Raw genomic sequence first — 24,189 nt, forward strand, 5'->3', positions numbered from 1 at the left:
CTTAGTTCAGCTGATCCAGCGCCGCCTGAAGCGATGCATCGTCATCTTCGCGCACCACCTGGGTCTGCACACCCGGCAGCTGCGCAAATTGCTCGCTCAGATTGACCGGATAGAAGGTAACGTCGATCTGCTCAAATCCGGGGATCTGCTGCAAAAGGCTCGCCGTGGAATTGGCGCAGAACGCTCCCGGAACCGGTCCGGCCTGCAAGGCCAGCTGATAGGCCATAGCCGCCTGTTGCGGTGTGACCTGGATCGTTTGCGCGACCACACGGTGCGTGCTGCGGGCATGTGCGCTGATATAGGCGCGCTCAACCGCCGGAGAGATCCCGAACAGCACATCGTTGCGTTCGGGCACGCCCTTCGCTTCGAAGGATCCCGCCGGATCAAAGATGATCCGCTCCGACGCGCTGATCACCAGAGAGGTATGCGCGCCAGCCCCCGACCGGTTGTTCACCATCGTCAGCAGGGTCAGTTCAGCCGGGCCTTCATTGCGGTAGGAGACAGCAGCGATTTCTTCTTCCGGCGCAAAGGGGGCGGGTGCTGCACACCCTCCCACAATCAAAGCAGCGCCTAAAACCAGGCCAAGTACTCGCATGTTTCCCCCAATGCCGCAGCCGGGTGCGCGGCGAATATCAGGTGATGAAAATTGCCATCCAGATGATCAGAAGCAGGATCACGATCACCGACCAGGTGACCCATTTCATGAACCCGTCGAATGTTTTTTCCTGTGTCGAGATATCCATCTCGCCGTGCTTATGTTCAGCCATAAACGTAACCCTGTTCAGCGTGTTTGCGGTTCCATACTGGATAAGCAAAATGCTGTCACGTGGTCAATCCGGCGCAGCCCCTTTGCCGCGACAGATCGCCGTCATTCACGGATTTTCGCCGTCTTTTTGCAAATCAGCCGCCAGCCGGAAGCCGATCCGCGACGGTTCTGACTGCCCCTGGCGCTTGGGCAGGGCGCGCAACATCACGTTCAATTGCGTGACATGCTGAATCAGCTGGGTGCGCGCACCGGACGCGTCCGATCCATAGAAGGTCACGATATCCGGATCGAAATACCCCATGCCTTCAATCCGCAACACGCCGATCTCTCCGCCGGTCAGGCCGATGGCAACCTCATGTTCGCTGTCCAGATGCTTTTCGAAGTTCTGGATGTAAAGGATCAGCCGTTCATAGGCCCAGCGCGCGGGGCTTTTCGTGTCCACCGGTGCTTTCATGCCCTCGGGCAGGTCCTGCAACCCGGCCTTCACGCCCGCGTCTGTGTGCACCTCATAGACACAGGGCAGCGTGTCGTCTTCTTTCAGCTCGGCCGTGGTCTTTATTTCGTTGTCCAAACATCCGCCTTTCGCTGATACAGCCATGCGCCATCGCTGCGGCGCGTCCGCGTGGTGTGCCCCGCCTGATACAGGTGGCTGACATGGGCAATCGCTTCGACCAGGGCCAGCCCGTATTCGCTTTCACCGATCTTGCGCTTGAAAATGGGCAGGAAGCAATCGGCAGCCGTTTTCGGAGTGCTCAGCGCCTGCAGCAACCGCTCCAGCGCGCCATGGTGATTGTCGATCAACTGCTTCATCCGGAAGGGCAATCCGGTGAAGGGCAGCTTGTGGCCACCCAGAACCAGATGATCGGGCCGCGCAAGCGTTGAAAGACGCTCGCAGGCCTCGATCCAGTCGCTGACCGGGTCGGCCATGGGTTCGGTGGCATAAACCCCGATATTGGGGCTGATCGACGGCAGGATCTGGTCACCTGCAATGACCAGATTGTCGTCCCGGCTCCAGAAGGTGGCATGTTCGGGCGCGTGGCCATTGCCCATATGCACATCCCAGTCGCGCCCGCCCATGCGGATCACGTCACCCTGACTGATGCGCGTGTATCCCAGCGGCATGGGCGCCACCACATCGGCAAAGTTGAAGGGCCTGTCGGCCTTGCGCTTCTCATAGATCTCGGCATCCATGCCGCCGCTGCGATAGAACGCCAGCGTTTCTTCCGGCAGCACCTCCTGCCGGTCCAGCATCAGCATACGCGCAAACAGCCAGGCGGTGCGCGTCGTCACCAGTTCGGCCCCGTGTTCGGACTGGAACCAGCCCGCAAGCCCGACATGATCGGGATGGTGATGGGTCACGATCACCCGCGTCACGGGCTTGCCGCCCAGAGGGCCCGCCATCAGCGTGCCCCAGATCTCCCGGCTCAGCTTGGAGGCAAAGCCGGTATCAATCACCGTCCAGCCGTCGCCATCATCCAGCGCATAGACATTCACGTGATCCAGCTTCATCGGCAAAGGCAGGCGCATCCAAAGGATGCCCTCGGCCACCTCTATCGCGCCGCCGCGTTCCGGCGGCGTTTCCCAAGGATACCGCATTCCTGAAGCCGACCCATCCACGTCGCCCACCATCCTTTCGCTGTCTTGTCGCGCGCGGTTTACGCCGCCAGGTCATCCAGGCTCAAGGCATAAAGATCCGCCGACCCGGCCTGCGCATGGGTCAGAAGCGCCGTGTGCTCCGGCAAAAGCCGGGTGATATAGAACCGCGCCAATGCCGCGCGCGGCCCGGACGGATCGGCCAGGGCCGCCGCCAGGTGGAAATGCGCACCCAGCACGCGGGCAAAGGCACGCAGATAGGGCACCGCACCGGCAAAGCGGTCGGTCACGTCTTCCTGCGCAACCAGCCATTCAGTCGCCTCGCGCATGGATTCCGAGGCCTGCCAGACCCCTTCGGCCAGATCGGCCAGATCAGGCGCCTGCGACCGCACGGTTTCGGCCTGGGCCTCGATCTCGTCCAGCAGACGTGTCGCCATTTCTCCGCCGTCGGACATCTTGCGGGCCACCAGATCCATCGCCTGAATGCCGTTCGTGCCCTCATAGATCGTGGTCACCCGCACGTCGCGCGCATATTGGGCGGCGCCCGTTTCCTCGATAAAGCCCATGCCGCCATGGACCTGAATGCCGGTATTGGCGACCTCGTTGCCCACATCGGTACCGAACGCCTTGGCGATCGGCGTCAAGAAGGCCGCACGCGCGCGCCAGTCGGCGTCGCCCGTGGCGGTCTCCATATCAATCGCCACGGCGCAGGCCAAAGCGATAGAGCGCGCGGCAAACACATCCGCCTTCATCGAAGTCAGCATCCGCCGCACATCCGCATGCGCCGCGATGGTGTATCCGTGATAGCTGCGCCCCTGCTTGCGGTCCAAGGCGTATTGCAGCGCGTTCTGATAGGCGCCTTCCGCCACGCCCACGCCTTGCGTGCCCACACCCAGACGCGCATTGTTCATCATGGTGAACATGGCAGCCATGCCGCCATTCTCCGGGCCAATCATCCAGCCTTTGGCCCCGTCATACTGCATCACCGCGGTGGGCGAGCCATGCAGGCCCATCTTATGCTCAAGGCTGACCACTTTCAGGCTGTTGGCCACCCCGGCATTGCCGTTTTCGTCCGGAAGACGCTTGGGCACCAGAAACAGGCTGATGCCTTTCGTACCCTCAGGCGCACCGGGGATCCGGGCCAGAACCAGATGGCAGACATTCTCGGCCACATCGTGATCGCCCCAGCTGATATAGATCTTCTGCCCGGTGATCTTGTAGGTGCCATCCTCCTGCGCCTCGGCCTTGGTCGACAATGCACCCACATCCGATCCGGCCTGCGGTTCGGTCAGGTTCATCGTACCGGTCCACTCCCCGCTCATCAGCTTGGGCAGATACAGCGCCTTGATCTCGTCGCTGGCGTGATGTTCCAGCGCTTCGACCTGGCCCTGGCTCATCAGAGGTGCCAGTTGCAAAGACAGGCACGCGCTCGACATCATGTCGTTCACAGCGGTGGCCAGCGCCATCGGCAAGCCCATCCCGCCATATTCCGGATCGCCCGCGATGCCGACCCAGCCGCCTTCGGCAATGGCTTTCCAGCCCTCGGCAAAACCGGGCGAGGTGCGCACAACCCCGTTTTCCAAACGTGCAGGATGCAGATCCCCGGGCCGCTGCAGCGGCGCGATGATGTCCTCGCTCATCTTGCCGGCCTCGGTCAGAATGGCGGTCACTGTATCGGCGCTTGCATCGGCAAACCGCTTGGTCTGCGCGACCTTGTCGAAACCAACCACGTTTTTGAAGATGAACTCAAATTCCGAAACCGGAGCGCGATAGGGCATCACATCACCTCATGATAAGTATTGGCAGCGGGCGCATGCAGCATCGGCTTCCCCTCAGCGCGCAGCCTCGCTAAAAGCAGTGTCTGATGTAACCCAATCCGGCCTTGCAGGTCCACGCAACCGAAACGCCGCGTCACGAGGCCCCCCAAAAGATGCAGGATCGCGAAACGCAGATTTTAACGGCCAGTGACCGGGATCTGGACCGCGCCGCGCAGATCCTTGCGGATGGCGGGCTGGTGTCTTTCCCGACCGAGACGGTTTATGGCCTTGGCGCCGATGCGCGTCAGGGGCGCGCCGTAGCCGGCATTTTCGCGGCCAAGGATCGGCCCAGTTTCAATCCGCTCATCGTGCATGTGGCCAGCCTTGATCAGGCACGCCGACACGCGCGGCTGGACGGCGATGCGCTGCGCTTGGCGCAAACCTTTTGGCCCGGACCGCTGACGCTGGTGGTTCCACTGATCGATGGTCACGGTCTCAGCGAACTGGTCACCGCCGGCCTGCCCACCGTGGGCCTGCGCATGCCCGACCATCCGGTGGCGCAAAAGCTGCTGAAGGCGCTGGACGGCCCCATCGCGGCGCCATCTGCCAACCCTTCGGGCCGGATCAGCCCCACAACGGCGCAACATGTGCTTGCCGGCCTTGATGGACGGATTGATGCGGTCATCGACGCAGGGCCCTGCGCGGTGGGGCTGGAATCCACCATCGTGGGCTTTGACGGCGACACGCCCATCCTGCTGCGCCCTGGCGGATTGCCAGCCGAGGCGATCGAAGCCGCCCTGAGCCGTCCCCTTGCCCGCTGGGAAGACGGATCGGCAATCAATGCGCCGGGACAACTCAGCTCGCATTACGCGCCGGACGCGTCGGTGCGGCTGAACGCCGAGACCCCCGCACCAGGAGAGCTATATCTGGGCTTCGGCGACAGGGACGGCGACCTGAACCTCTCGCCCTCTGGCGATCTGGTGGAAGCGGCCGCCCGGCTGTTTGCCTGCCTGCATATGCTGGACGGGCAAGGCAAACCCATCGCTGTGGCCCCTATCCCCGACACAGGGCTGGGCCGCGCGATTAATGACCGCCTGAAACGCGCCGCAGCGCCGCGGACCCTTTGAAAGGGTCCGGCCCGGAATTTTCGAAAATTCCGGGCGCTCAGGCCCGGCCGGCACTGCCTGACAGCATGACGGGATCGATGCCCAGCGATTTCAGGGCCGCGCCCCATTTCATCGGATCGGGCGTGCCGAAGATCAGCTTGGCATCCGCATCGGCGGTCAGCCATCCGTTCTGGGCAATCTCGCCCTCCAATTGACCCGGCCCCCATCCGGCATAGCCCAACAGCATCAGAAGCTCAGACGGCCCCGCACCGCGCCCGATATCTTCCAGCACGTCGACCGTCGCCGTCATCGCGATCTCGTCGGTGACCTGCAGCGTATGGATCTGCGAGCCGTAATCCGGCCCATGCAGCACGAAACCCCGCCCGCCTTCAACGGGTCCGCCGAAATAGACCGGGCGCGCCAGATCCGGGGCGCTTGGCATGATCTCCAGCTGTTCCAGCAATTCGCGCAGCGACACGTCGGACGACGGCTTGTTCACGATCAGACCCATCGCGCCCTCATCGGAATGACTGCACAGGAAGACCACCGCGTGTTCAAAACGCGGATCTCCCATGCCCGGCATGGCGATCAAGACTTTCCCGGTCAGATCCAGCATCGCCTCCTGGTCCGCATCGCTCCCGAGCCCCCACCGTGACCGCAGCGCCGCCGGGTTTCAAGGCCCAGAGCCCTTTGAGCCCGAAATCGCCGGATTTTTGCGGAAAACCTGGCACAGATGCCTTGTATTACATGTTCTTGACCGGAACGTTACTTGGCATTTCACCGCCGCTACGCCATCTGGAAGGTATGAGAGCTCTGAAATACCTGTCCCTCGCCCTGGCTGCGCTGATCGCGCCGCCGGTCGCAGCCCAAGGCTGGATCGACGATGTCGTTCGGGTCGAGGTGCTGGATGGCGGCACAGGTCCCGATGGTTTGCACCGCGCGGCCATCCGCTTTGTCCTGGCGGATGGGTGGAAAACCTATTGGCGCGCGCCGGGCGACGCGGGCATCCCGCCCGAATTTTCCTGGCGCGGCTCGCGCAATGTCGCGGCCACGAGGATGACCTGGCCAACGCCCAAGGTCTTTGATCAGAACGGTTTGCGATCGGTGGGATATGAACACGAGCTTGTTCTGCCCATCGACATCGAACCCTCCAGCGCCGGCACGCCTTTGCGGCTGAAAGGCAAGGTGGAGCTGGGCGTCTGCAAGGATGTCTGCATTCCCAGCACGCTCAAGTTCGACCAGGTGCTGGATCCGAATGCCCCGCATCACCCGGCCATTCTGGCGGCACGCTCTGACCGGCCGTTCAGCGCGCACGAGGCAGGGGTTACTTCGGCCAAATGCGTGATCTCACCCACCGGAAGCGGGTTGCGCGTCGAGGCACATATTCAAATGCCGCATGCAGGCGGCGCGGAATTCACCGTGACCGAAAGCGGCGATCCCGACATCTGGGTGTCCGAAACCCAGGTCCAACGGCGCGGAGACACGCTGATCGCCACATCAGATCTGATGCACCTAAGCGCGCAAAGCTTTGCGCTGGATCGCTCGGCGCTGCGGTTCACGGTTCTGGGCAGCAACCATGCGGTTGATATCCAGGGCTGCACGGCAGGCTGACGGATTTTGACACAAAATCCATGCAGAAACTGACCCAGTTTCTGCACGCCCTTTGACCACCGGTTTTCATAAGGGCCCGAGGTCCTGCGTCAGGACCTCGCCAAAAACTGCATCAGTTTTTGGCCGCCTGCCGTGACACTGCCATCGCCACCGCCGTGACCGCTACATAGACCACCGCTACAAGCAATCCCGCCCCCAACACGAAGGCCAAAAAGGCACCTCGCATTGCCGGATCTGTCTGTGCAAAAGGCAATTGCGCCGCCACCAGTTCCGGCATCTGACCGGTGACCAGCACCGCGCCCAGCGTCGCGGCGAACCACCCCAGAAGCATCGCAAGACAAGCCGTCACGACGCCGCGCGCCGCCCGGCTGGGGCTGCGCAGTGCGCGCCGCATCGCCACCATGCGCCGCGACACATCCGCTTGCATCGCGACCAAAGCCGGCACGATCAGCAACACCAGCACCATCCCGAAACCCAAACCATAGACCAGCGTGATCACCGTGGGTTTCAGAAACTGCGCCTGTTGCGACGTCTCGTAGAGCAGCGGTGCCAGCCCCAGCACCGTCGTCAGCGTGGTCAGAAGCACAGGCCGCAGCCGGTCGGCCGTCGCGTCGATGATCGACGGGATCAGCCCGCGTTCCGCCGCATAATCGTCGATGGTTGTCACCAGAACGATGGAATCGTTGATGATGATCCCGGTCATGCCCAAAAGCCCCACCACCGTGAACATGCTCAGCGGCACCTCCCAGGATGCATGGCCATAGATCGTGCCTACCAGCCCGAACGGAATAATCGCCATGACCACCAGCGGACGCGTCCAGCTGGAAAACACCCAGGCCAGCACAAGGTAAATCCCCGTCAGGCACAGGATCAGCCCGGTCATCGCATCCGACAGAAACGCGTCCTCATCCTCGCTCAGCCCTGAGAGGCGCCATTCCACCTGCCGTTCGCTGGCAATCCTCGGCAAGATCTCAACCTCAAGCGCCGCCATGATCTCTTCCGCGCGCGCCGGATCATCCTCCGAGATATCACCCGTCACCGAAATCAGGCGGATCCCGTTTTCGCGCCGCACGGTCGAAAAGCCCGTGCGCTGTTCCACTGTCACCAGATCGGCCAGAGGCACGTAATTCCCATCCGGCGTGCGCATCTGCGTGCGTTCCAGGAAATCGGCCGTCAGTTCGCCCTCGGTCAGTTCCACACGAATGGCCGCACTGCGCGGACCCTCGGGATAAGTAGCGGCCTCCAACCCGTTCAGCCGCGCGCGCAGGGCTCGGCCAAGGGTGTCGATGGTAAAGCCAAGCGCCTGCCCCTGCGGCGTCAGATCCAGGATCAGCTCTTCCTTGTCATAGGCCAGGTTGTCCTGCAAAGCCGACACTTCGGGATAGCGCAGAAGCGCTGTCTGCAAATCCTGGCTCGCGGCCTTCAGCGTATCGACAGTCGCACCAAAGAACTGCACATCCAGCGCATCGCCCCCCGGCCCCGACCGCCAGCCCCGGAAACTCACCGTCTCGACCAGGGGATGCCGCCGCACCTCGTCCTGCAGATCGGCCACGAAGGCAAAGCTGGAATAGGGCCGCAGATCCGCGTCAATCAGCTCGATCGAAATGCCGCCCAGCAGGTCATTATCCTTCGCTTCCACACCGCTCAGGCCCCGGCCGGCATTCCCGCCGATCTCGGCGATGACATATTCGATGGGATTGCGGCCGTAATCGGCCTCGTATTGACGGCCCAGCGCCTCGGTGGCGCGCTGCAGCTCTTTCATCATGGCCAGCGTATCGGCACGTGTGGCCCCCTCGGCCATGGCGAAATTCCCGGTGACCGAGCCGCGTTCCGGCGCGTTGAAGAACCGCCATTGCACGTCGCCTCGGATAAACACCGCCATTTGGCTGGCCAGCACCACAAGAACCGCCGCCAACACGACATAGCGCAGATGGATCACCCAGCGCACGAGCGGGCGGAACAGTGTATCGCGCACCCAGCGGAATCCGCGGTTCACCAAACGGCTGGGGATGTCATACCATTTCTCATCTTCCGCCTTCATCAACGCATGGGCCATGTGATGGGGCAGGATCAGAAAACATTCGACCAGCGATGCCGCGAGAACAGCGATCACGGTGAAGGGAATATCCCGGATCAGATCGCCGAACCGCCCGCCGATGGACACAAGGCCAAAGAAAGCGATGATCGTGGTCAGCGTGGCGGCAAAGACCGGCATCGCCATGCGGCGCGCGGCGTTTTCCGCCGCCTGAAACGGGTGTTCCCCCAGCCGGCGATACCGGTAATCGGCATGTTCGCCCACAACGATGGCATCATCCACCACAATGCCCAGGGTGATGATCAGGCCGAACAGGCTGACCATGTTGATGGTCAGACCACCGGCATACATCAGCGCGATGGCGGCAAACATGGCCGCCGGAATGCCAGCCGCCACCCAGAACGCCGTGCGCGCATTCAGAAACAGAAACAGCAGCGCCAGAACCAGTCCCAGCCCCACAAGCCCGTTGTCCAGAAGGATGTTCAACCGCCCGCTGATCGCTTCGGCCCGCGTCCGGATCAGCTCAACCGTGACACCCTGCGGCAGGCTCGCCTGCATCTGGGCCGCAACCCGTTCCACCGTGCGCTGAATGCCGATTGCATCCCCCTGATCGGACCGGTCCACCCGGATCGAGATCGCGGGGTCATCGCCCACGAAATACGCCCGCTCCCGGTCAGGCCCTTCCACCCGGATGCGCGCCACATCCCCGATGGTCAGCTTCGATCCATCCGGGTTCGACCGCAGCACGATGCCGGCAATCGCTTCGGGGCTGCGCTTTTCCGTCCCGGTGCGCACGCGCGCATTGGCCCCGGTGACATCGCCCGCGGGATCGGCGTCCACCTCCGCGGCGATGGCCGCCGCGATCTCGGCCATCGAGACATCGTGTTCGATCAGCCGGGCCGTGGGCACCTCAACAACTGTCTCGGGCGCAGCGATCCCCCGGATCGTGGTCCGCGTCACCCCGACGGTAAACAGCCGCGTGACCATTTCATCTGCAAAGAGCGACAACTGCTCAGGCTCTACCGGACCGGTGATCACCAGATCGGTCACCCGGTCGCGCCACGCGCCGCGCCGCACGCTGGGCTCTTCGGCCTCTTCAGGCAGTGTCGTGACCGCATCCACCGCCGCCTGAACGTCATCCGAGGCGCGCGCCATGTCCCAGCCGGGTTCGAAATCCAACGTGATCGTCGCCCGCCCTTCCCGCGACAGCGAGGATGAGCTTTCCACCCCATCCACTGCCAGAAGCGTGGGCTCAAGCACCTGCACAATTGCGCCGTCCACATCTTCGGGGCCTGCGCCCTCCCATTCGATGGTAACGGTGACGTTATCGACGATCACATCGGGGAAGAACTGGGCGCGCATATTGGGAATGGCAGCCAGACCCAGCACCAGCAGAACGATCAGAAGCAGGTTCGCGACTGTCCGGTGACGGGTGAAGTATGACAACACCCCACCGGCGGCGCGCGGGATATCGCGTGGCACGGGCCTAGCCCCCCATCCGGGATTCGATGCGTTCGACCATCTGCGCGGGCACCTGATCCTGCGCCAGCTGGTTCAGGATGCGCGTTTTCGCTGCTTCCGGCAGGCGGGTGCTGCCTTCGACAAAGGCCACCAGCCGCGCGCGGCGATCGGCGTCCAGCTGCAGCATCGCCTGCTCCTCGGGCGCGCTTGCCTCCCCACGGATCGGGCGCACCTGGATGCCCGGACCCAGAAGCGGCGTGCGCGCCCGCACAACCTCGCGCCCCTCCAGGGCCTCGCCGCGCACCAGAACGTCATCGCCCTGACGGCGCACCAGTGTCACAGATACCGCCTCAAGCCGGTCATCCTCGCCCAGGACCAGCACGGTGCCGGCTGCGTCATACGCGGATGCAGGCAGGCGCACGACCTGATCCACTGCCGGTTCCTCCACGCTTACGGTGACGAAATCGCCCGGCTTGAACCCGCGTGCATCGCGCAGCGTGGCATAGATCAGCCGCCCGGTCTGCACATCGCCCGCGCCGGCACTGTCACGGCTGACCGTACCTTGCGCGGTCAACTCGGCGCCCGCGCCATCGATCGTGATTGTCACCGGCGCCGGGATCAGATCGCCCGCATCATCCAGAAGCCGCGCATATTGGCTGGTCGAGACGCGGAAGGCCGCCTCCAGTTCGGCCGGATCGACCAGTTCGGCCAGCTTCTCATTGGCCGATACAAGGCGTCCTTCAACAAGGTTCACCTCGCTCAGCGTGCCGTCAAAGGCCGCGAAAATCTCGGTATCCGCCAGATCAAGCTCCGCCTGAGACAGCGCAATCCGCGCCCGCGCCAACCGCGTCGTGGCCTGATCCACCCGTGCTTCGGCCTGCGCCAGCGCAATCCGGCGCGACAGCACCGCCTGACGCGCCTGCGCCGCGGCCAGTTCAGCGGCCTCAACCGCAGCCAGCGTGCCCACGCCGCGTTCCCCCAGATCCTGCTGACGCGCAAAGGCGCGTTCGCGCAGATCAGCCTGTTCTTCGGCTGCCGTCACCTCGTCGCGCGCCAGAAGAAGCGACCGGTCGGCATCACGCACCTCGGCCTCGGCATCGCGCAGATCGCTTTCGGCACTGTCAAGCGCCGCCTGCGGTTTCGACGGGTCGATGCGCAGCAAAAGCTGGCCTTCCTTCACCACACCGCCTTCGGTGAATTCCGGCGCCAGCTCGACAACCCGTCCGCCCACGGCGCTGCGCAATTCCAGTGTCCGGCGGCTTTGCACCTCTCCGAAGGTCTGAAGAACCGGTGTTTCCTGTCCCAGCTCGGCCCGGATCACGCTCACTGCAAATACCCGCTCCCGCGCGGGCGGCGCGGGGCGTTCATTCGACAGGCGCTCCTGCACCGCGCCCGAGATCATCTGGCCGGCATAGGCCAGAAGCCCCAGGGTCAGGGCTGCAAGAAACACGCCGACAAGGCTTTGTCGCAAAAAACGCATCAGGTCACACTCCACCGGAAAGGCGGTATTTCAAAGGTAGCGAGAGCACGAAAAATGCCAAGGCACAAAGAGTTTAACGCCCCGCACCGGCCTTTCCGTCGAAAATAATCATTTCCGGCGGTGGTGCTCGTCCAGACGCGGCAGGATTTCCACGAAATTGCAGGGCCTGTGGCGGTAATCCAACTGGTATTCCAGGATCTCGTCCCAGGCATCCTTGCAGGCGCCGGGGCTGCCGGGAAGCGCAAACATATAGGTGCCCTGCGCCACCCCGCCCGTGGCGCGTGATTGCACCGCAGATGTGCCGATCTTCTTCATCGACACGATGGTGAAAACGGTGCCGAACGCGTCGATTTCCTTTTCATAGACATCGCGATGCGCCTCCACCGTCACATCGCGACCCGTCAGGCCCGTGCCGCCGGTCGAAATCACCACGTCAATCTCGGGATCCGCCGACCAGGCACGCAATTGCTCGGCAATCTCGGCCCGTTCATCGCGCAGGATCTTGCGGGCGGCGACGATGTGGCCGGCCTTTTCGATCCGGTCGACAAGGGTTTGGCCCGACCGATCCTCGGCCAGATCGCGCGTGTCCGACACGGTCAGCACCGCGATACGGATCGCAATGAAGTCTTTGCTTTCGTCAATCCGGCTCATCAGCTTCGCTCCAATACTGCCAACCGCACAGCCAATGCGGCAAAGATCGTTCCACTGAGATACCCCAAAATGCGCCCCGCGCGCGGCGATCCGGTCAGCATACGCCCCGCACCGCCAGCAAAGACGCCCACAGCCCCGTTGATCAGGAATCCCCCCACCGCGATGATCGCCCCGAAGATCAGGAATTGCAGGAAAACAGGGCCTTCTGCCGGATCCACGAATTGTGGGATGAAGGCCAGCACGAACAGGATCACCTTGGGATTGGTCAGGTTCACGTAAAGCCCGGTGCGAAAGGCCCGCGCGGTCGCGACCTCCTCGGTCCCCGACGGCACCGCTCCATGGCGAAACGCGCCCCATGCGAGGTACAGCAGATACGCCACACCCACCCAGCGGATCACGTCAAAGGCCCAGGGAACCGCCGCCACAACCGCGCTCAACCCCAGCCCCGCAAGCGCCACATGGATCATCGACCCGGTCGAAATCCCCGCACTCGCCGCAATCGCGGGCTTTGACCCCGCGCGCAGACCCTGGCCGAGGCAGAACATCATATCCGCGCCGGGTGTCAGGTTCAGCGCCAAAGCCGCAGGGATAAAGGCCAGCAGAACAACGGGATCAATCATGCCAAAAGCCGTGCCTTCAATTCCAGAAGATCCGCCCAAGCCTCCCGCTTCATCGCGGGTTGGCGCAAAAGGTAGGCGGGGTGAAACATCGGCAAGGCGGGTTTGCCAAAGGCTTCCGCCCAGTTCCCGCGCAGACGTGTGATACCGCGTTTACCCAAAGCCGCCTGACAGCTGATATTGCCCATGATCACCAGCACATCCGGGTCGGCCAGTTGCACATGCCGCTCCAGAAACGGCTGCATCATCGCGATCTCATCGGGCTTCGGGTCACGGTTCTGCGGCGGCCGCCACGGCAGCACATTAGTGATATAGACCGAACTTTCCCGGCTCAGATCAATCGCCGCCAGCATCCGGTCCAGCAATTGCCCCGCGCGCCCCACGAAAGGCCGCCCCTCGCGATCTTCATCGCGACCGGGCGCCTCGCCAATGATCATCACCTTCGCGCCCGCCACGCCATCGGCAAAGACAAGGTTCCGCGCGCCGCGTTTCAACTCGCAATGCTCAAACGCACCTAGCGCCGCTTTCAGCGCGCCCAAATCCTCTGCCCCCGCTGCCGCAGCGCGCGCAACCGCCACAGGATCTACCTCCTCCGCCTGCACAGGCGCGGGGACTGTAACCGCAGCCACGGGAGCCGCCGGTTTGGCCTTTTCAGCCAAGCCATACCGGTCCACCGGGTTATCCCCGATGGCTTCATCCGCGCCCAGCTCAACCAGCCAATCCAGATAGCTGCGCGCCAGATATGGGTCCATTGCCGATTCCATGCGCCCAAACTATCCCCGCACGCGGGCAACAGAAACCCTTCTTGCCCGTCCGCCGCTGCCTTCCTATAAGGCTGAAACCGGCACGGGAGAGCACACGCATATGTCCTTCGCGCATCGTCACCTTCTGGGGATCGAACCGCTCAGCCCTTCCGATATCCAATCCATTCTTGATCTGGCCGACACCTATGTGGATCTGAACCGCCAACCCACCAAACATTCCGACGCTTTGGCGGGCCTCACCCAGATCAACATGTTCTTCGAGGCCTCGACCCGCACCCAGGCCAGTTTCGAACTTGCGGGTAAACGGCTGGGGGCGGACGTGATGAACATGGCGATGCAGGCGTCCTCGCTTAAAAAGGGCGAAACCCTGATCGACACGGCGCTGACGTTGAACGCGATGCATCCCGATCTTCTGGTGGTGCGCCACCCCCATTCCGGCGCAGTCGACCTTCTGGCGCAAAAGGTGAATTGCGCGGTGCTGAACGCAGGTGACGGGCGGCACGAACACCCCACGCAAGCGTTGCTGGACGCGTTGACGATCCGGCGCAAGAAAGGCCGCCTGCACCGGCTGAACATCGCGATTTGCGGCGATATCGCCCATTCCCGCGTGGCGCGGTCGAACATCCTGCTGCTGGGCAAGATGGAAAGCCGCATCCGCCTGATCGGCCCGCCAACGCTCATGCCCGCTCAGATCGCGGAATTCGGGGTCGAGGTCTATGACGACATGGCTGAAGGCCTGAAAGATGTCGACGTGGTCATGATGCTGCGCCTTCAGAAAGAGCGTATGGATGGCGGCTTCATCCCCTCGGAACGCGAATATTTCTATCGCTATGGCCTTGATGCCGAAAAGCTGGCCAATGCCAAGGACGATGCCATCGTCATGCATCCCGGCCCCATGAACCGGGGCGTTGAAATCGACGGAGAAATTGCGGACGACATCAACCGATCCGTCATTCAGGAGCAGGTCGAAATGGGTGTCGCCGTACGCATGGCCGCGATGGACCTTCTGGCGCATAACCTCCGCGCCGCGCGCGCCGGGGATGCCGCCTGATGCGGGTTGAGCCCCACGAACGCGGACGGCTGCACGTTTTTGCCGTCAACCTGTCGGCATCCGACCTGTCGGCGCGCTTCAGCCCGCCCGAAACAGGCGCGGATCGCCTGCAACCGCCCGCCGATCTGCTGGAGGATTTGACCGGCGCCACCGGCCTTGATCCCAAAGGGGCCGAACTTGTCCCGTTGAGCGACCTGGTTGGGCTGGGCCTCAGCGGCTATCTGACCGAAGGGCTCGATATCCCCGCCGACGCGGTCGCGCCAGCCAAACGCAGGCTGGATGCGCTGGAAGGTTATGCGCTGTTACTGGGCTCGCGCGCGTTTCAGGGCAAGGCCTTCGCGCTGGGGGAAACCGCAAGCCTCACCCATATCGCCAGCTTCGACCAGCCCGGAACCGACTGGTCCGGCGCAGGCCCCATCCCGTCCCAGGCGGCAAAACTCCATTCGCGCCCCCTGCCCACGTCGCGCGCGGAACGCTACCGCTCCCAACGGGTGGGCGCGGCGATCTTCGCCGTTGTCATGCTAGCCCTGGTGGCCCTTGTCTGGGTACTGATCACATGAGCGCTTCGCTGGTCATCACCCCCGATCGGGCGACCTATATCCGCAATCACGCCTGGATGGCCGCCATCGGCATGGGCGGCGCGATGGCGGTCTTGTGGATCATGGACAATCCCCATGTCTGGACCGGCGCTGTGGCAGGTCTGGCCGCCATCGCGCTGCGCGGCTGGTACATGGCCTCGGAAGAACTTGCCGCCCGGTGGGAGATCAGCGACGGCATTCTCACCGGTCCTTTCGAACGACGCATCACGCTGTCCGATATCGCACAGGTGAACAGCCTTTTCGGCTATGTTCAGATCGTCACCCATGGCGGCGACAAGCACCTGATCAAATATCAATCCGACCCGAAGGCGACAGGGGCCCGGATCAAGGAGGCGCTCTGAACCATGCAGGACCCCAAACCAGATCCCAAGATGTCAGGCCGCATCGCCATGATCGTGCTGATCGTGATGTTTGCCTTCGTGGGCGTCATGGTCTGGATCGCGGGATGAGAGGCCCAGGAGATATGACCAAAGGGTTAACGGAACATATTGAATTTGAAGGAATGTTTCGCGCGCGAAACATTTTGCTGCCATGACCGCATTGCTTTTCGAAAACGCCCGGCTCATTGACCCCGAGGCCGGAACCGTCACAACCGGCTGGCTGCATGTCCGCGATGGCGTGATCGCAGCCACCGGCACCGGCCCGACCGAGCTGGGACAGGGTGAAACCGTCATCGACTGCAACGGCAAGTACCTTGCCCCCGGCATCGTCGATATCGGTGTGAAGGTCTGCGAGCCGGGCGAACGGCACAAGGAAAGCTACCGATCGGCCGGGCTGGCGGCGGCGGCGGGCGGGGTGACCACCATGGTCACGCGCCCCGACACGACGCCTGCCACCGACACGCCCGAAACGCTGGAATTCGTCCGCCGCCGCGCGAACGAGGCCGCCCCGGTGAACGTCCTGCCCATGGCCGCGCTCACCAAAGGGCGCGAAGGCCGGGAGATGACCGAGATCGGGTTTCTCATGGACGCCGGCGCGGTGGCCTTCACCGATTGCGACCACGTGGTGCGCGACACCAAAGTCTTTGCCCGCGCGCTCACCTATGCCCGCTCCTGCGGGGCGCTGGTCATCGCCCATCCGCAGGAACCGGGCCTGTCAGCGGGGGCGGCGGCCACCTCGGGCAAATTCGCCTCGCTTCGGGGTCTTCCGGCGGTTTCACCCATGGCCGAACGCATGGGGCTGGATCGTGACGTCGCGCTCATCGAAATGACTGGCGCGCGCTATCACGCCGACCAGATCACCACCGCCCGCGCCCTGCCCGCGCTGGAGCGTGCCAAGAAGAACGGCTTTGACATCACCGCCGGCGTTTCGATCCACCATCTGACGCTGAACGAACTGGACGTGGCCGATTACCGGACCTTCTTCAAAGTCAAACCACCGCTCCGCTCGGAAGACGACCGGATGGCGGTGGTCGAGGCTGTGGGATCGGGCCTGATCGACATCATCTCGTCGATGCACACGCCGCAGGACGAGGAAAGCAAACGCCTGCCCTTTGAAGAGGCCGCCAGTGGTGCCGTCGCGCTCGAAACGCTGCTGCCCGCCGCGATGCGCCTTTACCACGCAGGTCAGCTTGATCTGCCGCAGCTGTTTCGCGCCATGGCGCTCAACCCCGCGAAACGGCTGGGCCTGCCCTCGGGCCGGATCACCGCCGGAGCACCTGCGGATCTAGTGCTGTTCGATCCGGATGTGCCTTTCATCCTGGACCGCTCCACGCTTCTGTCGAAATCGAAAAACACACCCTTTGACGGCCAGCGCATGCAGGGCCGGGTGCTGGCCACCTATGTGGCCGGGCAATCTGTTTATGAAAGGTCATCCCATGCCTGAGCTGATCTCTCCCACCGCCACGCTGATCCTCTGGGCCGTGATCGGCTATCTGCTGGGTTCGGTCCCCTTTGGGGTCGTGCTGTCACGGCTGATGGGTCTGGGCAATCTGCGCGAGATCGGCTCGGGCAATATCGGTGCCACCAACGTGCTGCGCACGGGCAACAAAACGGCCGCGGCGCTGACGCTGCTGCTGGATGGGGCGAAAGGTGCAGTCGCGGTGCTTCTGGCGCGGGCCTTTGCGGCCGATGACGCGGTGCAACTGGCGGCACTGGCGGCCTTTATCGGGCATTGCTACCCCGTCTGGCTGGGCTTCAAGGGCGGCAAGGGGGTGGCGACCTTCCTGGGGATCTGGCTGGCCTATGCCTGGCCGGTGGGTCTGGCCTGCTGCGCGACATGGCTTGCGGTGGCGGTGCTCAGGCGGATTTCGTCTCTGGCCGCGATCCTGGCGGCGTCGTTCTCGACCATCTATGCCTTTGCGTTCGGAGAGGGTCAGGCGCTTCTGGTGGGCGCGATCCTCACGCTGCTGGTTTTCTGGCGGCACCGCGCGAATATCTCGCGGCTGAAAGCCGGGACAGAGCCCAGGATCGGCCAGAAGGGATAGGTCTTTTCTGACCCAGAAAAGACGGGGAATTTGACGCAAATTCCCCCAATTCATGCGTCAGGAATTGGCCGGAAACTGCGTCAGTTTCCGGCACCCGTCAGTACGAATATTCCGCGTAGATCCGCGTCAGATCGCCGTTCCAGTCGCCGTGATAATGCTCGAGCAACTCGTCGGCAGGCACTTTGCCGCTCTCCAGGCTTTCTTTCAGCGCATTGAGGAAATGCGTCTCGTCCGGCACAAGACCGCCCGCGCCGGGACGCGCCCGCGCCTTCAGTCCCGCGTCCGAAATCGCAACGACCTCCTTCGCCAGCTCCAGCATGTCGATCCCGTCAACCTTGGCCTGCAAAGCGTCCTCGCTCGCCGCGATCCGCAACGCCTCCCGCTGGGCCGAAGTCCAGCCCTTGACCAGATCCCACGCAGCGTCGAGCGAGCTTTGGTCATACATCAGGCCCACCCAGAACGCAGGCAGCGCGCAAAGCCTGCGCCACGGGCCGCCATCCGCACCGCGCATTTCGATAAACTTCTTCACCCGCGCTTCGGGGAAAACCGTGGTCAGGTGATCAGCCCAATCGCTCAGCGTGGGCGTTTCGCCGGGCAGCGCCGGCAGTTCGCCCTTCAGGAAATCGCGAAACGACATGCCCAGCGCGTTGATGTATTCCCCGTCGCGATAGACGAAATACATCGGCACGTCCAAGGCGTATTGCACCCAGGCCTCGAACCCGAATCCCTCGTCAAAGACAAAGGGCAACATCCCTGTACGGTCACTGTCCAGGTCGCGCCAGACGCGCGACCGCCAGCTTTTGTGGCCATTGGGCTTGCCCTCAAAGAACGGTGAGTTGGCAAACAGCGCCGTCGCCACCGGTTGCAGCGCCAGCGCCACGCGCATCTTCTGCACCATGTCCGCTTCCGAGCTGAAATCCAGGTTCACCTGCACCGTGCAGGTCCGGCGCATCATCACCCGGCCCATGGTGCCGACCTTCTGCATATAGCCGTCCATCAGCTTGTACCGGCCCTTGGGCATCATCGGCATCTCGTCATGGGTCCAGATCGGCGCCGCCCCCAGACCGATGAACCCCACACCGATCTTGTCGGCAATGTCCTTCACATCGGCCAGATGCGCGTTCACCTCGTCGCAGGTCTCGTGGATGGTCTCCAGCGGCGCGCCGGACAGTTCCAGCTGCCCGCCAGGTTCAAGCGAGACATTGGCGCCATCCTTGGTAAGGCCAATCAGCTTGCCGCCCTCTTCCAGCGGGGCCCAGCCGTGACTGTCGCGCAGACCTTCCAGTACCGCCAGGATCGACCGCTCCCCGTCATAGGGCAGCGGGCGCAGGCTGTCTTTGCAATAGCCAAATTTCTCGTGCTCGGTCCCGATGCGCCACGCGTCTTTCGGCTTGCAGCCCGCGGCCAGGTATTCGGCCAGTTGCTCATGCCGTTCGATCGGCCCACCGCCAGATTGAGGGATAGACATGTGCGGGCCTCCGGTCCTGGTCTTCGCATTGCCCGCCACCTCTGCGGCGAAATGGCCGGGGTGTCAATGGAGGCGCAGATGCACCGGCCGGGTCAAGGCCCGTTCCCAGATCACCACCGGATAGGTCGCTCGGCCGCGCAATTCGGCCAGCATGCGTTCCGTGCGGATCCCCGGCAGGGCCGCGAAAGCATCGAACAGCTTTTCCGATCCTTCCGCGTTCACGGGGATGTGAAGCGGGGGGTGTTCCTTGCTTTCCAGAAGCCAATGGGCGGGCTGGGCCGTGGGGTCCAGCGTCAGCCGCTCCATATCGGCCAAGGCCATCACCCCGCCGGACAGTGGACCGAAATAGGCGATCTGCCCCTCGTCGATGCCCACAACACCCGGACCCCCGCCACCGGTGCGAAACCGGGTGCGCTGAAATCCCACGACAATCAGGCCCAGCGCCACGACCAGTGCGGCATAACCCAGCCATACGGTCAGCCCGCGCCCTGCCGCCAGATAAAGGCCCAGCGCTCCCAGACCCGTACCCGACAGGATCTCGCGGAAGCGCCAGAGCGTGGCGCGCGCTTCGGGGCGGACAAAGCTCATTGCCAATCCCCCAAGGCCTGTTGCCAGACCGTCATCGCCGCCACAGCCGCCGTATCGGCGCGCAGGATGCGCGGACCCAGGCTGACCACATGGGCGAAAGGCAGCGCGACCAGCCGGGTGCGTTCATCTTGCGAAAACCCGCCCTCCGGCCCGATCAGGATGGCCCAGGGGCCGGGGCCAGCATCGGCCAGCGTCTTGCCCGCGCCCACCTCAGCCTCGTCGCAGAACATCAGCTGACGGCCCTCGGGCCAGTGATCCAGCAGGCGGGAGAGCTTTTGCAACTCCGCCACCTCCGGCACGAAGGTGCCGCCGCATTGTTCCGCCGCCTCGACCGCATGGGCCTGCAGCCGGTCCTGCCGGATCCGTTCGGCGTTGGTGAAATCGGTCTGCACGGGGATAATCCGCGCCGCCCCCATCTCGGCCGCTTTTTCCACGATGAAATCGGTGCGCGCCTTCTTGATCGGTGCGAAACACAGCCACAGATCGGGCGGCATCTGCAGGGGCTTGGTCTGGGTGGTCACGGAAAGCGTCCCACTGCGCTTGCCCGCGTCAACAACCTCGGCCAGCCATTCGCCATCGCGCCCGTTAAACAGCGCCACGGTATTGCCCACGCCCTGCCGCATCACGCCGAACAGGTAATGCGCCTGCTCGCGCGTCAAAGGAACTGATTGCCCCTGCCCCAACTGGTGATCTACATAAAGCCGGATTTTCGCAGTCATGAGACCTTAGATATGCAAGGCCAGGCGCCAACACCAGATGGACAAGTCGCGGATGCGGTAAAAGACAATTGGGTCGACCGCTGGGCGCCCGCCGCCACGCGGCCCTATCTGAGGCTCAGCCGCGCAGACCGGCCCATCGGCACATGGCTGTTGCTGATCCCCTGCTGGTGGGGCCTGGCGCTGGCCATTCTGCATAATGGCCAGCCCTGGCTTGAGGATGCGTGGATCGCGCTTGGTTGTGCGATTGGCGCGTTCCTGATGCGCGGGGCGGGCTGCACCTGGAATGACATCACCGATCGGGATTTTGACGGGTCGGTCGCGCGGACCGCTTCGCGGCCCATCCCCTCGGGCCAGGTCAGCGTCAAGGGCGCGGTGATCTGGATGTGCATGCAGGCGCTGATCGCTTTCGGGATTCTGTTGACCTTCAACATCACGGCAATTGGCCTGGGCATCCTGTCGCTTCTTCCGGTGGCCATCTATCCCTTTGCGAAACGCTTCACCTGGTGGCCACAAATCTTCTTGGGGCTGGCCTTCAACTGGGGCGCTTTGCTGGCCTGGGCCGCGCATACCGGCAGCCTGCATCCCGCGCCCGTGGTGCTGTATCTGGCAGGGATCGTCTGGACGCTGTTCTATGACACGATCTATGCCCTGCAGGATGCCGAGGATGATGCCCTGATCGGCATCAAATCCACCGCGCGGCTTTTCGGCGAAAACTCGCCCACCTGGCTCAGGCGGTTTCTGGTGGGCACGCTGGTCCTTTTGGCGACTGCAATCGTGCTGGCGCTGATGCCTGACGCGAACCCTCTGGTGCTGGTGATCGCGCTGGCAGGCCCGTGGGCCATGGGGTTTCACATGACCTGGCAGTTGCGCCGGCTGGACATGGACGACCACCAGCGCCTGCTTCACCTCTTCCGGTCGAACCGGGATGCGGGGCTGATCCCGCTGGCCTTCCTGTGCGTCGCCATCCTGATGTGATTGCGCCTGTCGCGCGCAGGGCGTATCAACCTGCCCGAGACCCCGGGATGGGGCCCGCAGCGCCTGTAACCTAAAGACGAAAGTGCCGATGCGCCTGTCCTCTGTTCTGATCGTGACTGCCATGTTCACCGGCGCAGCCGTGCTGAGCCTTGTGACGGCGTCCTTCTCGGTCCGGGTGATCGAGGAAAGTTCCGAGATCAATGTGCGCCGCACGCTGGACGAGGCGCAGATGACATGGGCCGAAGTGCAGGCCGATGGTCTGACCGTGACCCTGTCGGGCACAGCCCCGACCGAGGCCGCCCGGTTTCGGGCGATCAGCACAACCGGCACCGTGGTGGGTGCGGCGCGTATCATCGACAGTATGGGCGTGACTGCCACCGACAGCATCGTGGCCCCGCGCTTTTCGGTCGAAATCCTGCGCAATGACAGCGGGATTTCGATCATCGGGTTGATCCCCGCCTCGACCGACCGGGCCGCGATCCTGTCACGGATGGAGGCGCTGGTGGATGACCAGCCGGTTACTGACCTGCTGGAAACCGCCGATTACGTGCCGCCGACGGGTTGGGAAGATGCGCTGGGTTTCGCGCTGACGGCTTTGTCAGCGCTGCCGCGGTCCAAGATTTCGGTCGATGCGGGGCAGATCGACATCACCGCGATTGCCGACAGCGCCGAGGAAAAGGCCGAAATGGAAAAGCTGCTGGAGGCCCGCGTGCCCCCGGCTCTGCGCATGGCCATGGATATCGCGGCGCCGCGTCCGGTGATCACACCCTTCACCCTGCGGTTCGTGCTGGATGAAACGGGCGGGCGGTTCGACGCCTGTTCCGCCCAGGACGAAGAAGCGCAGGCGCGCATTCTGGAAGCCGCGGTCCAGGCCGGGCTGACGGGCGAAGCGCGCTGCACCGTGGGCATGGGCGTGCCAACCCCCCGCTGGGCCGAGGCGGCCGAGCTGGCTTTGGCCGCGCTGGCCGAGCTGGGCGCGGGATCGGTCACGTTTTCGGATGCCGACATCACACTGGCCGCCGTGCAGGGCACATCGCAAGCCCAGTTCGACCGCGTCGTGGGGGAGCTGGAGAACGCCCTGCCGGATGTCTTTGCCCTGTTTGCCACGCTGCCGCCGCCTCAGGACGCAACTGTGGAAGGGCCGCCGGAATTCACTGCAACACTCAGCCCCGAAGGCTTGGTGCAGCTGCGCGGGCGGCTCAGCGATCCGGCCCTGCGCGAACTGGCCGACAGCTATGCCAAGGCGCGGTTCGGATCGGCCAGCGTCTATACCGCCGCGCGGGTGGTCGAGGGGCTCCCTGCCGACTGGCCGGTGCGCGTTCTGTCGGGTCTTGAGGCGTTGTCGAAACTGGAAAACGGCGTGCTGCGCGTGACGCCTGACAATGTGTCGGTTCAGGGGATGACCCATGACGAAGGGGCCAATGCCGCCATCGCGGGGCTGTTGTCGGACAAGCTGGGCGGCGCCGAGCGGTTCGAGATCGACGTGATCTTCCGCGAGCCGCCCCCGCCCACCGATATCCCGCCCACGCCCGAGGAATGCGAAGCCGGTCTTGCCGATATCATGACCGAAGGCCGCATCACCTTCGAGCCGGGATCGGCCACGATCACCGCAAGCTCTCTGGATACGATGAACGCGATTGCGGATCTTCTGGACCAGTGCGGCGACATCCGGATCGAGATTCAGGGCCACACAGACAGCCAGGGCCGCGAGGTGATGAACGAACAGCTGAGCCAGGCACGCGCCCAGTCGGTTCTGAACGAATTGCGCGCGCGGCGCATCCTGACCACGAATTTCACGGCAAAAGGCTATGGTGAAACCCGGCCCATTGCCGATAATGACACCGAAGAGGGGCGCGAGGCGAACCGCCGGATCGAATTCCGTCTGATCCGGCCCGAGCCGTCGGTTCCCGAAGCACAAAAAACACTGGACGAGATTGCAGAGGACCCGGACGTCTCTGCCGAGGGAACGAGCGATGAACAGAACTGAGTTTATCCTGACAACAGCCATCATTCTGTTCGTGGCCTTCGCCCTGGGCTGGTTCGCCAATTGGCTGGTGCATCGCTTTTCGCGCGTCTCGTCCGCCGATATCGGGGAACTGGATCGGATGAGCCAGGAGCTGCACGAGGCCGAGGAAACCCGCGATCAGGCCATCACCTATCTGCAGCAGCGCGAGGCAGAGCTGACCAATCAGTTAAGCCAGACCGAAGCGGAACTGAGCGCTGCAATGGAAGGCCTGCGCGACGCCCGGTTCGAGGCCGAAGAGCTGCGCAGTGAATTGGAGCGCGCCCGGCAGGCGTGATCGCTGCGAAACGCGGGCGATTTTTCATTATCCGACAGGGTGAAACGGGCGCATCTCAGGATGCAGGCCGATTTTTGCCGACTCTGATTTGCGATTTCTTAAAAGCAACGCGATAGTGCCACGCGACGCCGCGACCCTTGCGGCTTGTATGGCCAGCGGGATCACCAAAGGTCAGTGTTTTTTTTACCGGGATCGGACGGGCAAGTGCCCTTGCGTGTCCCGG

The 24,189-nt window shown here is 63.5% G+C and carries 24 protein-coding genes; 10 read left to right on the top strand and 14 right to left on the bottom strand.

Annotation, left to right across the window (positions count from 1 at the left end):
* Position 1 precedes the first annotated feature (1 nt).
* The 5 genes from TR61_RS07270 to TR61_RS07290 all read right to left on the bottom strand — a co-directional run bounded on the left by TR61_RS07270 (position 2) and on the right by TR61_RS07290 (position 4,137).
* Positions 2-595, bottom strand: coding sequence for a hypothetical protein (locus TR61_RS07270; protein WP_050929262.1), 594 nt, complete (start codon positions 593-595; stop codon positions 2-4).
* Positions 596-632: 37 nt separating this feature from the next.
* Complete coding sequence (locus tag TR61_RS07275) at positions 633-767, bottom strand: aa3-type cytochrome c oxidase subunit IV (RefSeq protein WP_050929263.1); 135 nt, start codon at positions 765-767, stop codon at positions 633-635.
* 105 nt (positions 768-872) lie between these two features.
* Complete coding sequence (locus tag TR61_RS07280) at positions 873-1,337, bottom strand: DUF6173 family protein (protein WP_172676947.1); 465 nt, start codon at positions 1,335-1,337, stop codon at positions 873-875.
* Complete coding sequence (locus tag TR61_RS07285; RefSeq protein ID WP_245626836.1) at positions 1,322-2,362, bottom strand: MBL fold metallo-hydrolase; 1,041 nt, start codon at positions 2,360-2,362, stop codon at positions 1,322-1,324. The genes TR61_RS07280 and TR61_RS07285 overlap by 16 nt, the downstream gene beginning before the upstream one ends.
* A 59-nt stretch (positions 2,363-2,421) precedes the next feature.
* Positions 2,422-4,137, bottom strand: a complete 1,716-nt coding sequence (locus tag TR61_RS07290) for an acyl-CoA dehydrogenase (protein WP_050929266.1) — start codon at positions 4,135-4,137, stop codon at positions 2,422-2,424.
* A gap of 152 nt (positions 4,138-4,289) precedes the next feature.
* Here TR61_RS07290 and TR61_RS07295 point away from each other — a divergent pair, with 152 nt between their 5' ends.
* On the top strand, positions 4,290-5,243 hold the full coding sequence (locus tag TR61_RS07295) for an L-threonylcarbamoyladenylate synthase (RefSeq protein WP_050929313.1): 954 nt from the start codon (positions 4,290-4,292) through the stop codon (positions 5,241-5,243).
* 37 nt (positions 5,244-5,280) lie between these two features.
* Here the strand turns inward: TR61_RS07295 and TR61_RS07300 are convergent, their stop codons facing one another.
* Positions 5,281-5,838 (bottom strand): YqgE/AlgH family protein, encoded by a 558-nt coding sequence (locus TR61_RS07300; RefSeq protein ID WP_172676948.1) that lies wholly within the window; start codon positions 5,836-5,838, stop codon positions 5,281-5,283.
* 188 nt (positions 5,839-6,026) lie between these two features.
* On the opposite strand from TR61_RS07300, the gene TR61_RS07305 reads away from it, so the two are divergent.
* Positions 6,027-6,833: a protein-disulfide reductase DsbD domain-containing protein gene (locus tag TR61_RS07305; protein ID WP_050929267.1), complete on the top strand. Its 807-nt coding sequence runs from the start codon at positions 6,027-6,029 to the stop codon at positions 6,831-6,833.
* 112 nt (positions 6,834-6,945) lie between these two features.
* On the opposite strand, the gene TR61_RS07310 is transcribed toward TR61_RS07305, so the two are convergent.
* From TR61_RS07310 to TR61_RS07330, 5 genes are all read right to left on the bottom strand, one after another.
* Positions 6,946-10,350: an efflux RND transporter permease subunit gene (locus TR61_RS07310; protein ID WP_050929268.1), complete on the bottom strand. Its 3,405-nt coding sequence runs from the start codon at positions 10,348-10,350 to the stop codon at positions 6,946-6,948.
* Between the two features lie 4 nt (positions 10,351-10,354).
* A complete protein-coding gene (locus tag TR61_RS07315; RefSeq protein ID WP_050929269.1) occupies positions 10,355-11,809 on the bottom strand; it encodes an efflux RND transporter periplasmic adaptor subunit in 1,455 nt (484 codons plus the stop codon).
* Between the two features lie 108 nt (positions 11,810-11,917).
* Complete coding sequence (gene moaB, locus TR61_RS07320; RefSeq protein WP_050929270.1) at positions 11,918-12,460, bottom strand: molybdenum cofactor biosynthesis protein B; 543 nt, start codon at positions 12,458-12,460, stop codon at positions 11,918-11,920.
* Positions 12,460-13,080: a LysE family translocator gene (locus TR61_RS07325; protein ID WP_050929271.1), complete on the bottom strand. Its 621-nt coding sequence runs from the start codon at positions 13,078-13,080 to the stop codon at positions 12,460-12,462. Before TR61_RS07325 ends, moaB begins: the two co-directional genes overlap by 1 nt.
* On the bottom strand, positions 13,077-13,841 hold the full coding sequence (locus TR61_RS07330; RefSeq protein WP_050929272.1) for a uracil-DNA glycosylase: 765 nt from the start codon (positions 13,839-13,841) through the stop codon (positions 13,077-13,079). The genes TR61_RS07325 and TR61_RS07330 overlap by 4 nt, the downstream gene beginning before the upstream one ends.
* Before the next feature lie 100 nt (positions 13,842-13,941).
* Between TR61_RS07330 and TR61_RS07335 the strand changes: the two genes are divergently transcribed.
* The 5 genes from TR61_RS07335 to plsY all read left to right on the top strand — a co-directional run bounded on the left by TR61_RS07335 (position 13,942) and on the right by plsY (position 17,916).
* Positions 13,942-14,892 carry an aspartate carbamoyltransferase catalytic subunit gene (locus TR61_RS07335; RefSeq protein ID WP_050929315.1) on the top strand — a complete coding sequence of 317 codons (951 nt, stop codon included), beginning with the start codon at positions 13,942-13,944 and terminating at the stop codon, positions 14,890-14,892.
* Entirely contained in the window at positions 14,892-15,452 is a 561-nt protein-coding gene (locus TR61_RS07340; RefSeq protein ID WP_050929273.1) for a hypothetical protein, read from the top strand. The genes TR61_RS07335 and TR61_RS07340 overlap by 1 nt, the downstream gene beginning before the upstream one ends.
* On the top strand, positions 15,449-15,832 hold the full coding sequence (locus TR61_RS07345) for a hypothetical protein (RefSeq protein WP_050929274.1): 384 nt from the start codon (positions 15,449-15,451) through the stop codon (positions 15,830-15,832). The genes TR61_RS07340 and TR61_RS07345 overlap by 4 nt, the downstream gene beginning before the upstream one ends.
* Positions 15,833-16,022: 190 nt before the next feature.
* Positions 16,023-17,315: a dihydroorotase gene (gene pyrC / locus TR61_RS07350; protein WP_050929275.1), complete on the top strand. Its 1,293-nt coding sequence runs from the start codon at positions 16,023-16,025 to the stop codon at positions 17,313-17,315.
* Complete coding sequence (gene plsY, locus TR61_RS07355) at positions 17,308-17,916, top strand: glycerol-3-phosphate 1-O-acyltransferase PlsY (RefSeq protein ID WP_050929276.1); 609 nt, start codon at positions 17,308-17,310, stop codon at positions 17,914-17,916. The genes pyrC and plsY overlap by 8 nt, the downstream gene beginning before the upstream one ends.
* Before the next feature lie 97 nt (positions 17,917-18,013).
* On the opposite strand, the gene TR61_RS07360 is transcribed toward plsY, so the two are convergent.
* The 3 genes from TR61_RS07360 to TR61_RS07370 all read right to left on the bottom strand — a co-directional run bounded on the left by TR61_RS07360 (position 18,014) and on the right by TR61_RS07370 (position 20,691).
* Positions 18,014-19,384 carry a glutamate--cysteine ligase gene (locus TR61_RS07360; protein WP_050929277.1) on the bottom strand — a complete coding sequence of 457 codons (1,371 nt, stop codon included), beginning with the start codon at positions 19,382-19,384 and terminating at the stop codon, positions 18,014-18,016.
* 63 nt (positions 19,385-19,447) lie between these two features.
* Positions 19,448-19,972 carry a hypothetical protein gene (locus TR61_RS07365; protein ID WP_050929278.1) on the bottom strand — a complete coding sequence of 175 codons (525 nt, stop codon included), beginning with the start codon at positions 19,970-19,972 and terminating at the stop codon, positions 19,448-19,450.
* The gene (locus tag TR61_RS07370) at positions 19,969-20,691 is read right to left on the bottom strand and encodes a 16S rRNA (uracil(1498)-N(3))-methyltransferase (RefSeq protein WP_050929279.1); all 723 of its coding nucleotides are present in this window, start codon (positions 20,689-20,691) and stop codon (positions 19,969-19,971) included. Before TR61_RS07370 ends, TR61_RS07365 begins: the two co-directional genes overlap by 4 nt.
* A gap of 12 nt (positions 20,692-20,703) precedes the next feature.
* Between TR61_RS07370 and ubiA the strand changes: the two genes are divergently transcribed.
* The 3 genes from ubiA (at position 20,704) to TR61_RS07385 (ending at position 23,966) form a co-directional block, all read left to right on the top strand.
* Positions 20,704-21,666, top strand: a complete 963-nt coding sequence (gene ubiA / locus TR61_RS07375; RefSeq protein ID WP_050929280.1) for a 4-hydroxybenzoate octaprenyltransferase — start codon at positions 20,704-20,706, stop codon at positions 21,664-21,666.
* A gap of 88 nt (positions 21,667-21,754) precedes the next feature.
* Positions 21,755-23,653: an OmpA family protein gene (locus TR61_RS07380; RefSeq protein ID WP_050929281.1), complete on the top strand. Its 1,899-nt coding sequence runs from the start codon at positions 21,755-21,757 to the stop codon at positions 23,651-23,653.
* Entirely contained in the window at positions 23,640-23,966 is a 327-nt protein-coding gene (locus TR61_RS07385; RefSeq protein ID WP_050929282.1) for a hypothetical protein, read from the top strand. The genes TR61_RS07380 and TR61_RS07385 overlap by 14 nt, the downstream gene beginning before the upstream one ends.
* Positions 23,967-24,189: the final 223 nt, after the last annotated feature.

It is taken from the genome of Aestuariivita boseongensis (assembly GCF_001262635.1).
GTDB classification, from domain to species: Bacteria; Pseudomonadota; Alphaproteobacteria; order Rhodobacterales; family Rhodobacteraceae; genus Aestuariivita; species Aestuariivita boseongensis.

Bases quoted from the DNA above. Each gene is read 5' to 3' on its own strand.
- TR61_RS07335 (WP_050929315.1), top strand. From the start codon at position 13,942: ATGTCCTTCGCGCATCGTCACCTTCTGGGGATCGAACCGCTCAGCCCT.
- TR61_RS07290 (WP_050929266.1), bottom strand. From the start codon at position 4,137: ATGCCCTATCGCGCTCCGGTTTCGGAATTTGAGTTCATCTTCAAAAAC.
- plsY (WP_050929276.1), top strand. From the start codon at position 17,308: ATGCCTGAGCTGATCTCTCCCACCGCCACGCTGATCCTCTGGGCCGTG.
- pyrC (WP_050929275.1), top strand. From the start codon at position 16,023: ATGACCGCATTGCTTTTCGAAAACGCCCGGCTCATTGACCCCGAGGCC.
- moaB (WP_050929270.1), bottom strand. From the start codon at position 12,460: ATGAGCCGGATTGACGAAAGCAAAGACTTCATTGCGATCCGTATCGCG.
- TR61_RS07340 (WP_050929273.1), top strand. From the start codon at position 14,892: ATGCGGGTTGAGCCCCACGAACGCGGACGGCTGCACGTTTTTGCCGTC.
- TR61_RS07275 (WP_050929263.1), bottom strand. From the start codon at position 767: ATGGCTGAACATAAGCACGGCGAGATGGATATCTCGACACAGGAAAAA.
- TR61_RS07330 (WP_050929272.1), bottom strand. From the start codon at position 13,841: ATGGAATCGGCAATGGACCCATATCTGGCGCGCAGCTATCTGGATTGG.
- TR61_RS07295 (WP_050929313.1), top strand. From the start codon at position 4,290: ATGCAGGATCGCGAAACGCAGATTTTAACGGCCAGTGACCGGGATCTG.
- TR61_RS07385 (WP_050929282.1), top strand. From the start codon at position 23,640: ATGAACAGAACTGAGTTTATCCTGACAACAGCCATCATTCTGTTCGTG.
- ubiA (WP_050929280.1), top strand. From the start codon at position 20,704: ATGCAAGGCCAGGCGCCAACACCAGATGGACAAGTCGCGGATGCGGTA.
- TR61_RS07300 (WP_172676948.1), bottom strand. From the start codon at position 5,838: ATGCTGGATCTGACCGGGAAAGTCTTGATCGCCATGCCGGGCATGGGA.
- TR61_RS07305 (WP_050929267.1), top strand. From the start codon at position 6,027: ATGAGAGCTCTGAAATACCTGTCCCTCGCCCTGGCTGCGCTGATCGCG.
- TR61_RS07380 (WP_050929281.1), top strand. From the start codon at position 21,755: ATGCGCCTGTCCTCTGTTCTGATCGTGACTGCCATGTTCACCGGCGCA.
- TR61_RS07270 (WP_050929262.1), bottom strand. From the start codon at position 595: ATGCGAGTACTTGGCCTGGTTTTAGGCGCTGCTTTGATTGTGGGAGGG.
- TR61_RS07315 (WP_050929269.1), bottom strand. From the start codon at position 11,809: ATGCGTTTTTTGCGACAAAGCCTTGTCGGCGTGTTTCTTGCAGCCCTG.
- TR61_RS07345 (WP_050929274.1), top strand. From the start codon at position 15,449: ATGAGCGCTTCGCTGGTCATCACCCCCGATCGGGCGACCTATATCCGC.
- TR61_RS07370 (WP_050929279.1), bottom strand. From the start codon at position 20,691: ATGACTGCGAAAATCCGGCTTTATGTAGATCACCAGTTGGGGCAGGGG.
- TR61_RS07285 (WP_245626836.1), bottom strand. From the start codon at position 2,362: ATGCGGTATCCTTGGGAAACGCCGCCGGAACGCGGCGGCGCGATAGAG.
- TR61_RS07325 (WP_050929271.1), bottom strand. From the start codon at position 13,080: ATGATTGATCCCGTTGTTCTGCTGGCCTTTATCCCTGCGGCTTTGGCG.
- TR61_RS07360 (WP_050929277.1), bottom strand. From the start codon at position 19,384: ATGTCTATCCCTCAATCTGGCGGTGGGCCGATCGAACGGCATGAGCAA.
- TR61_RS07365 (WP_050929278.1), bottom strand. From the start codon at position 19,972: ATGAGCTTTGTCCGCCCCGAAGCGCGCGCCACGCTCTGGCGCTTCCGC.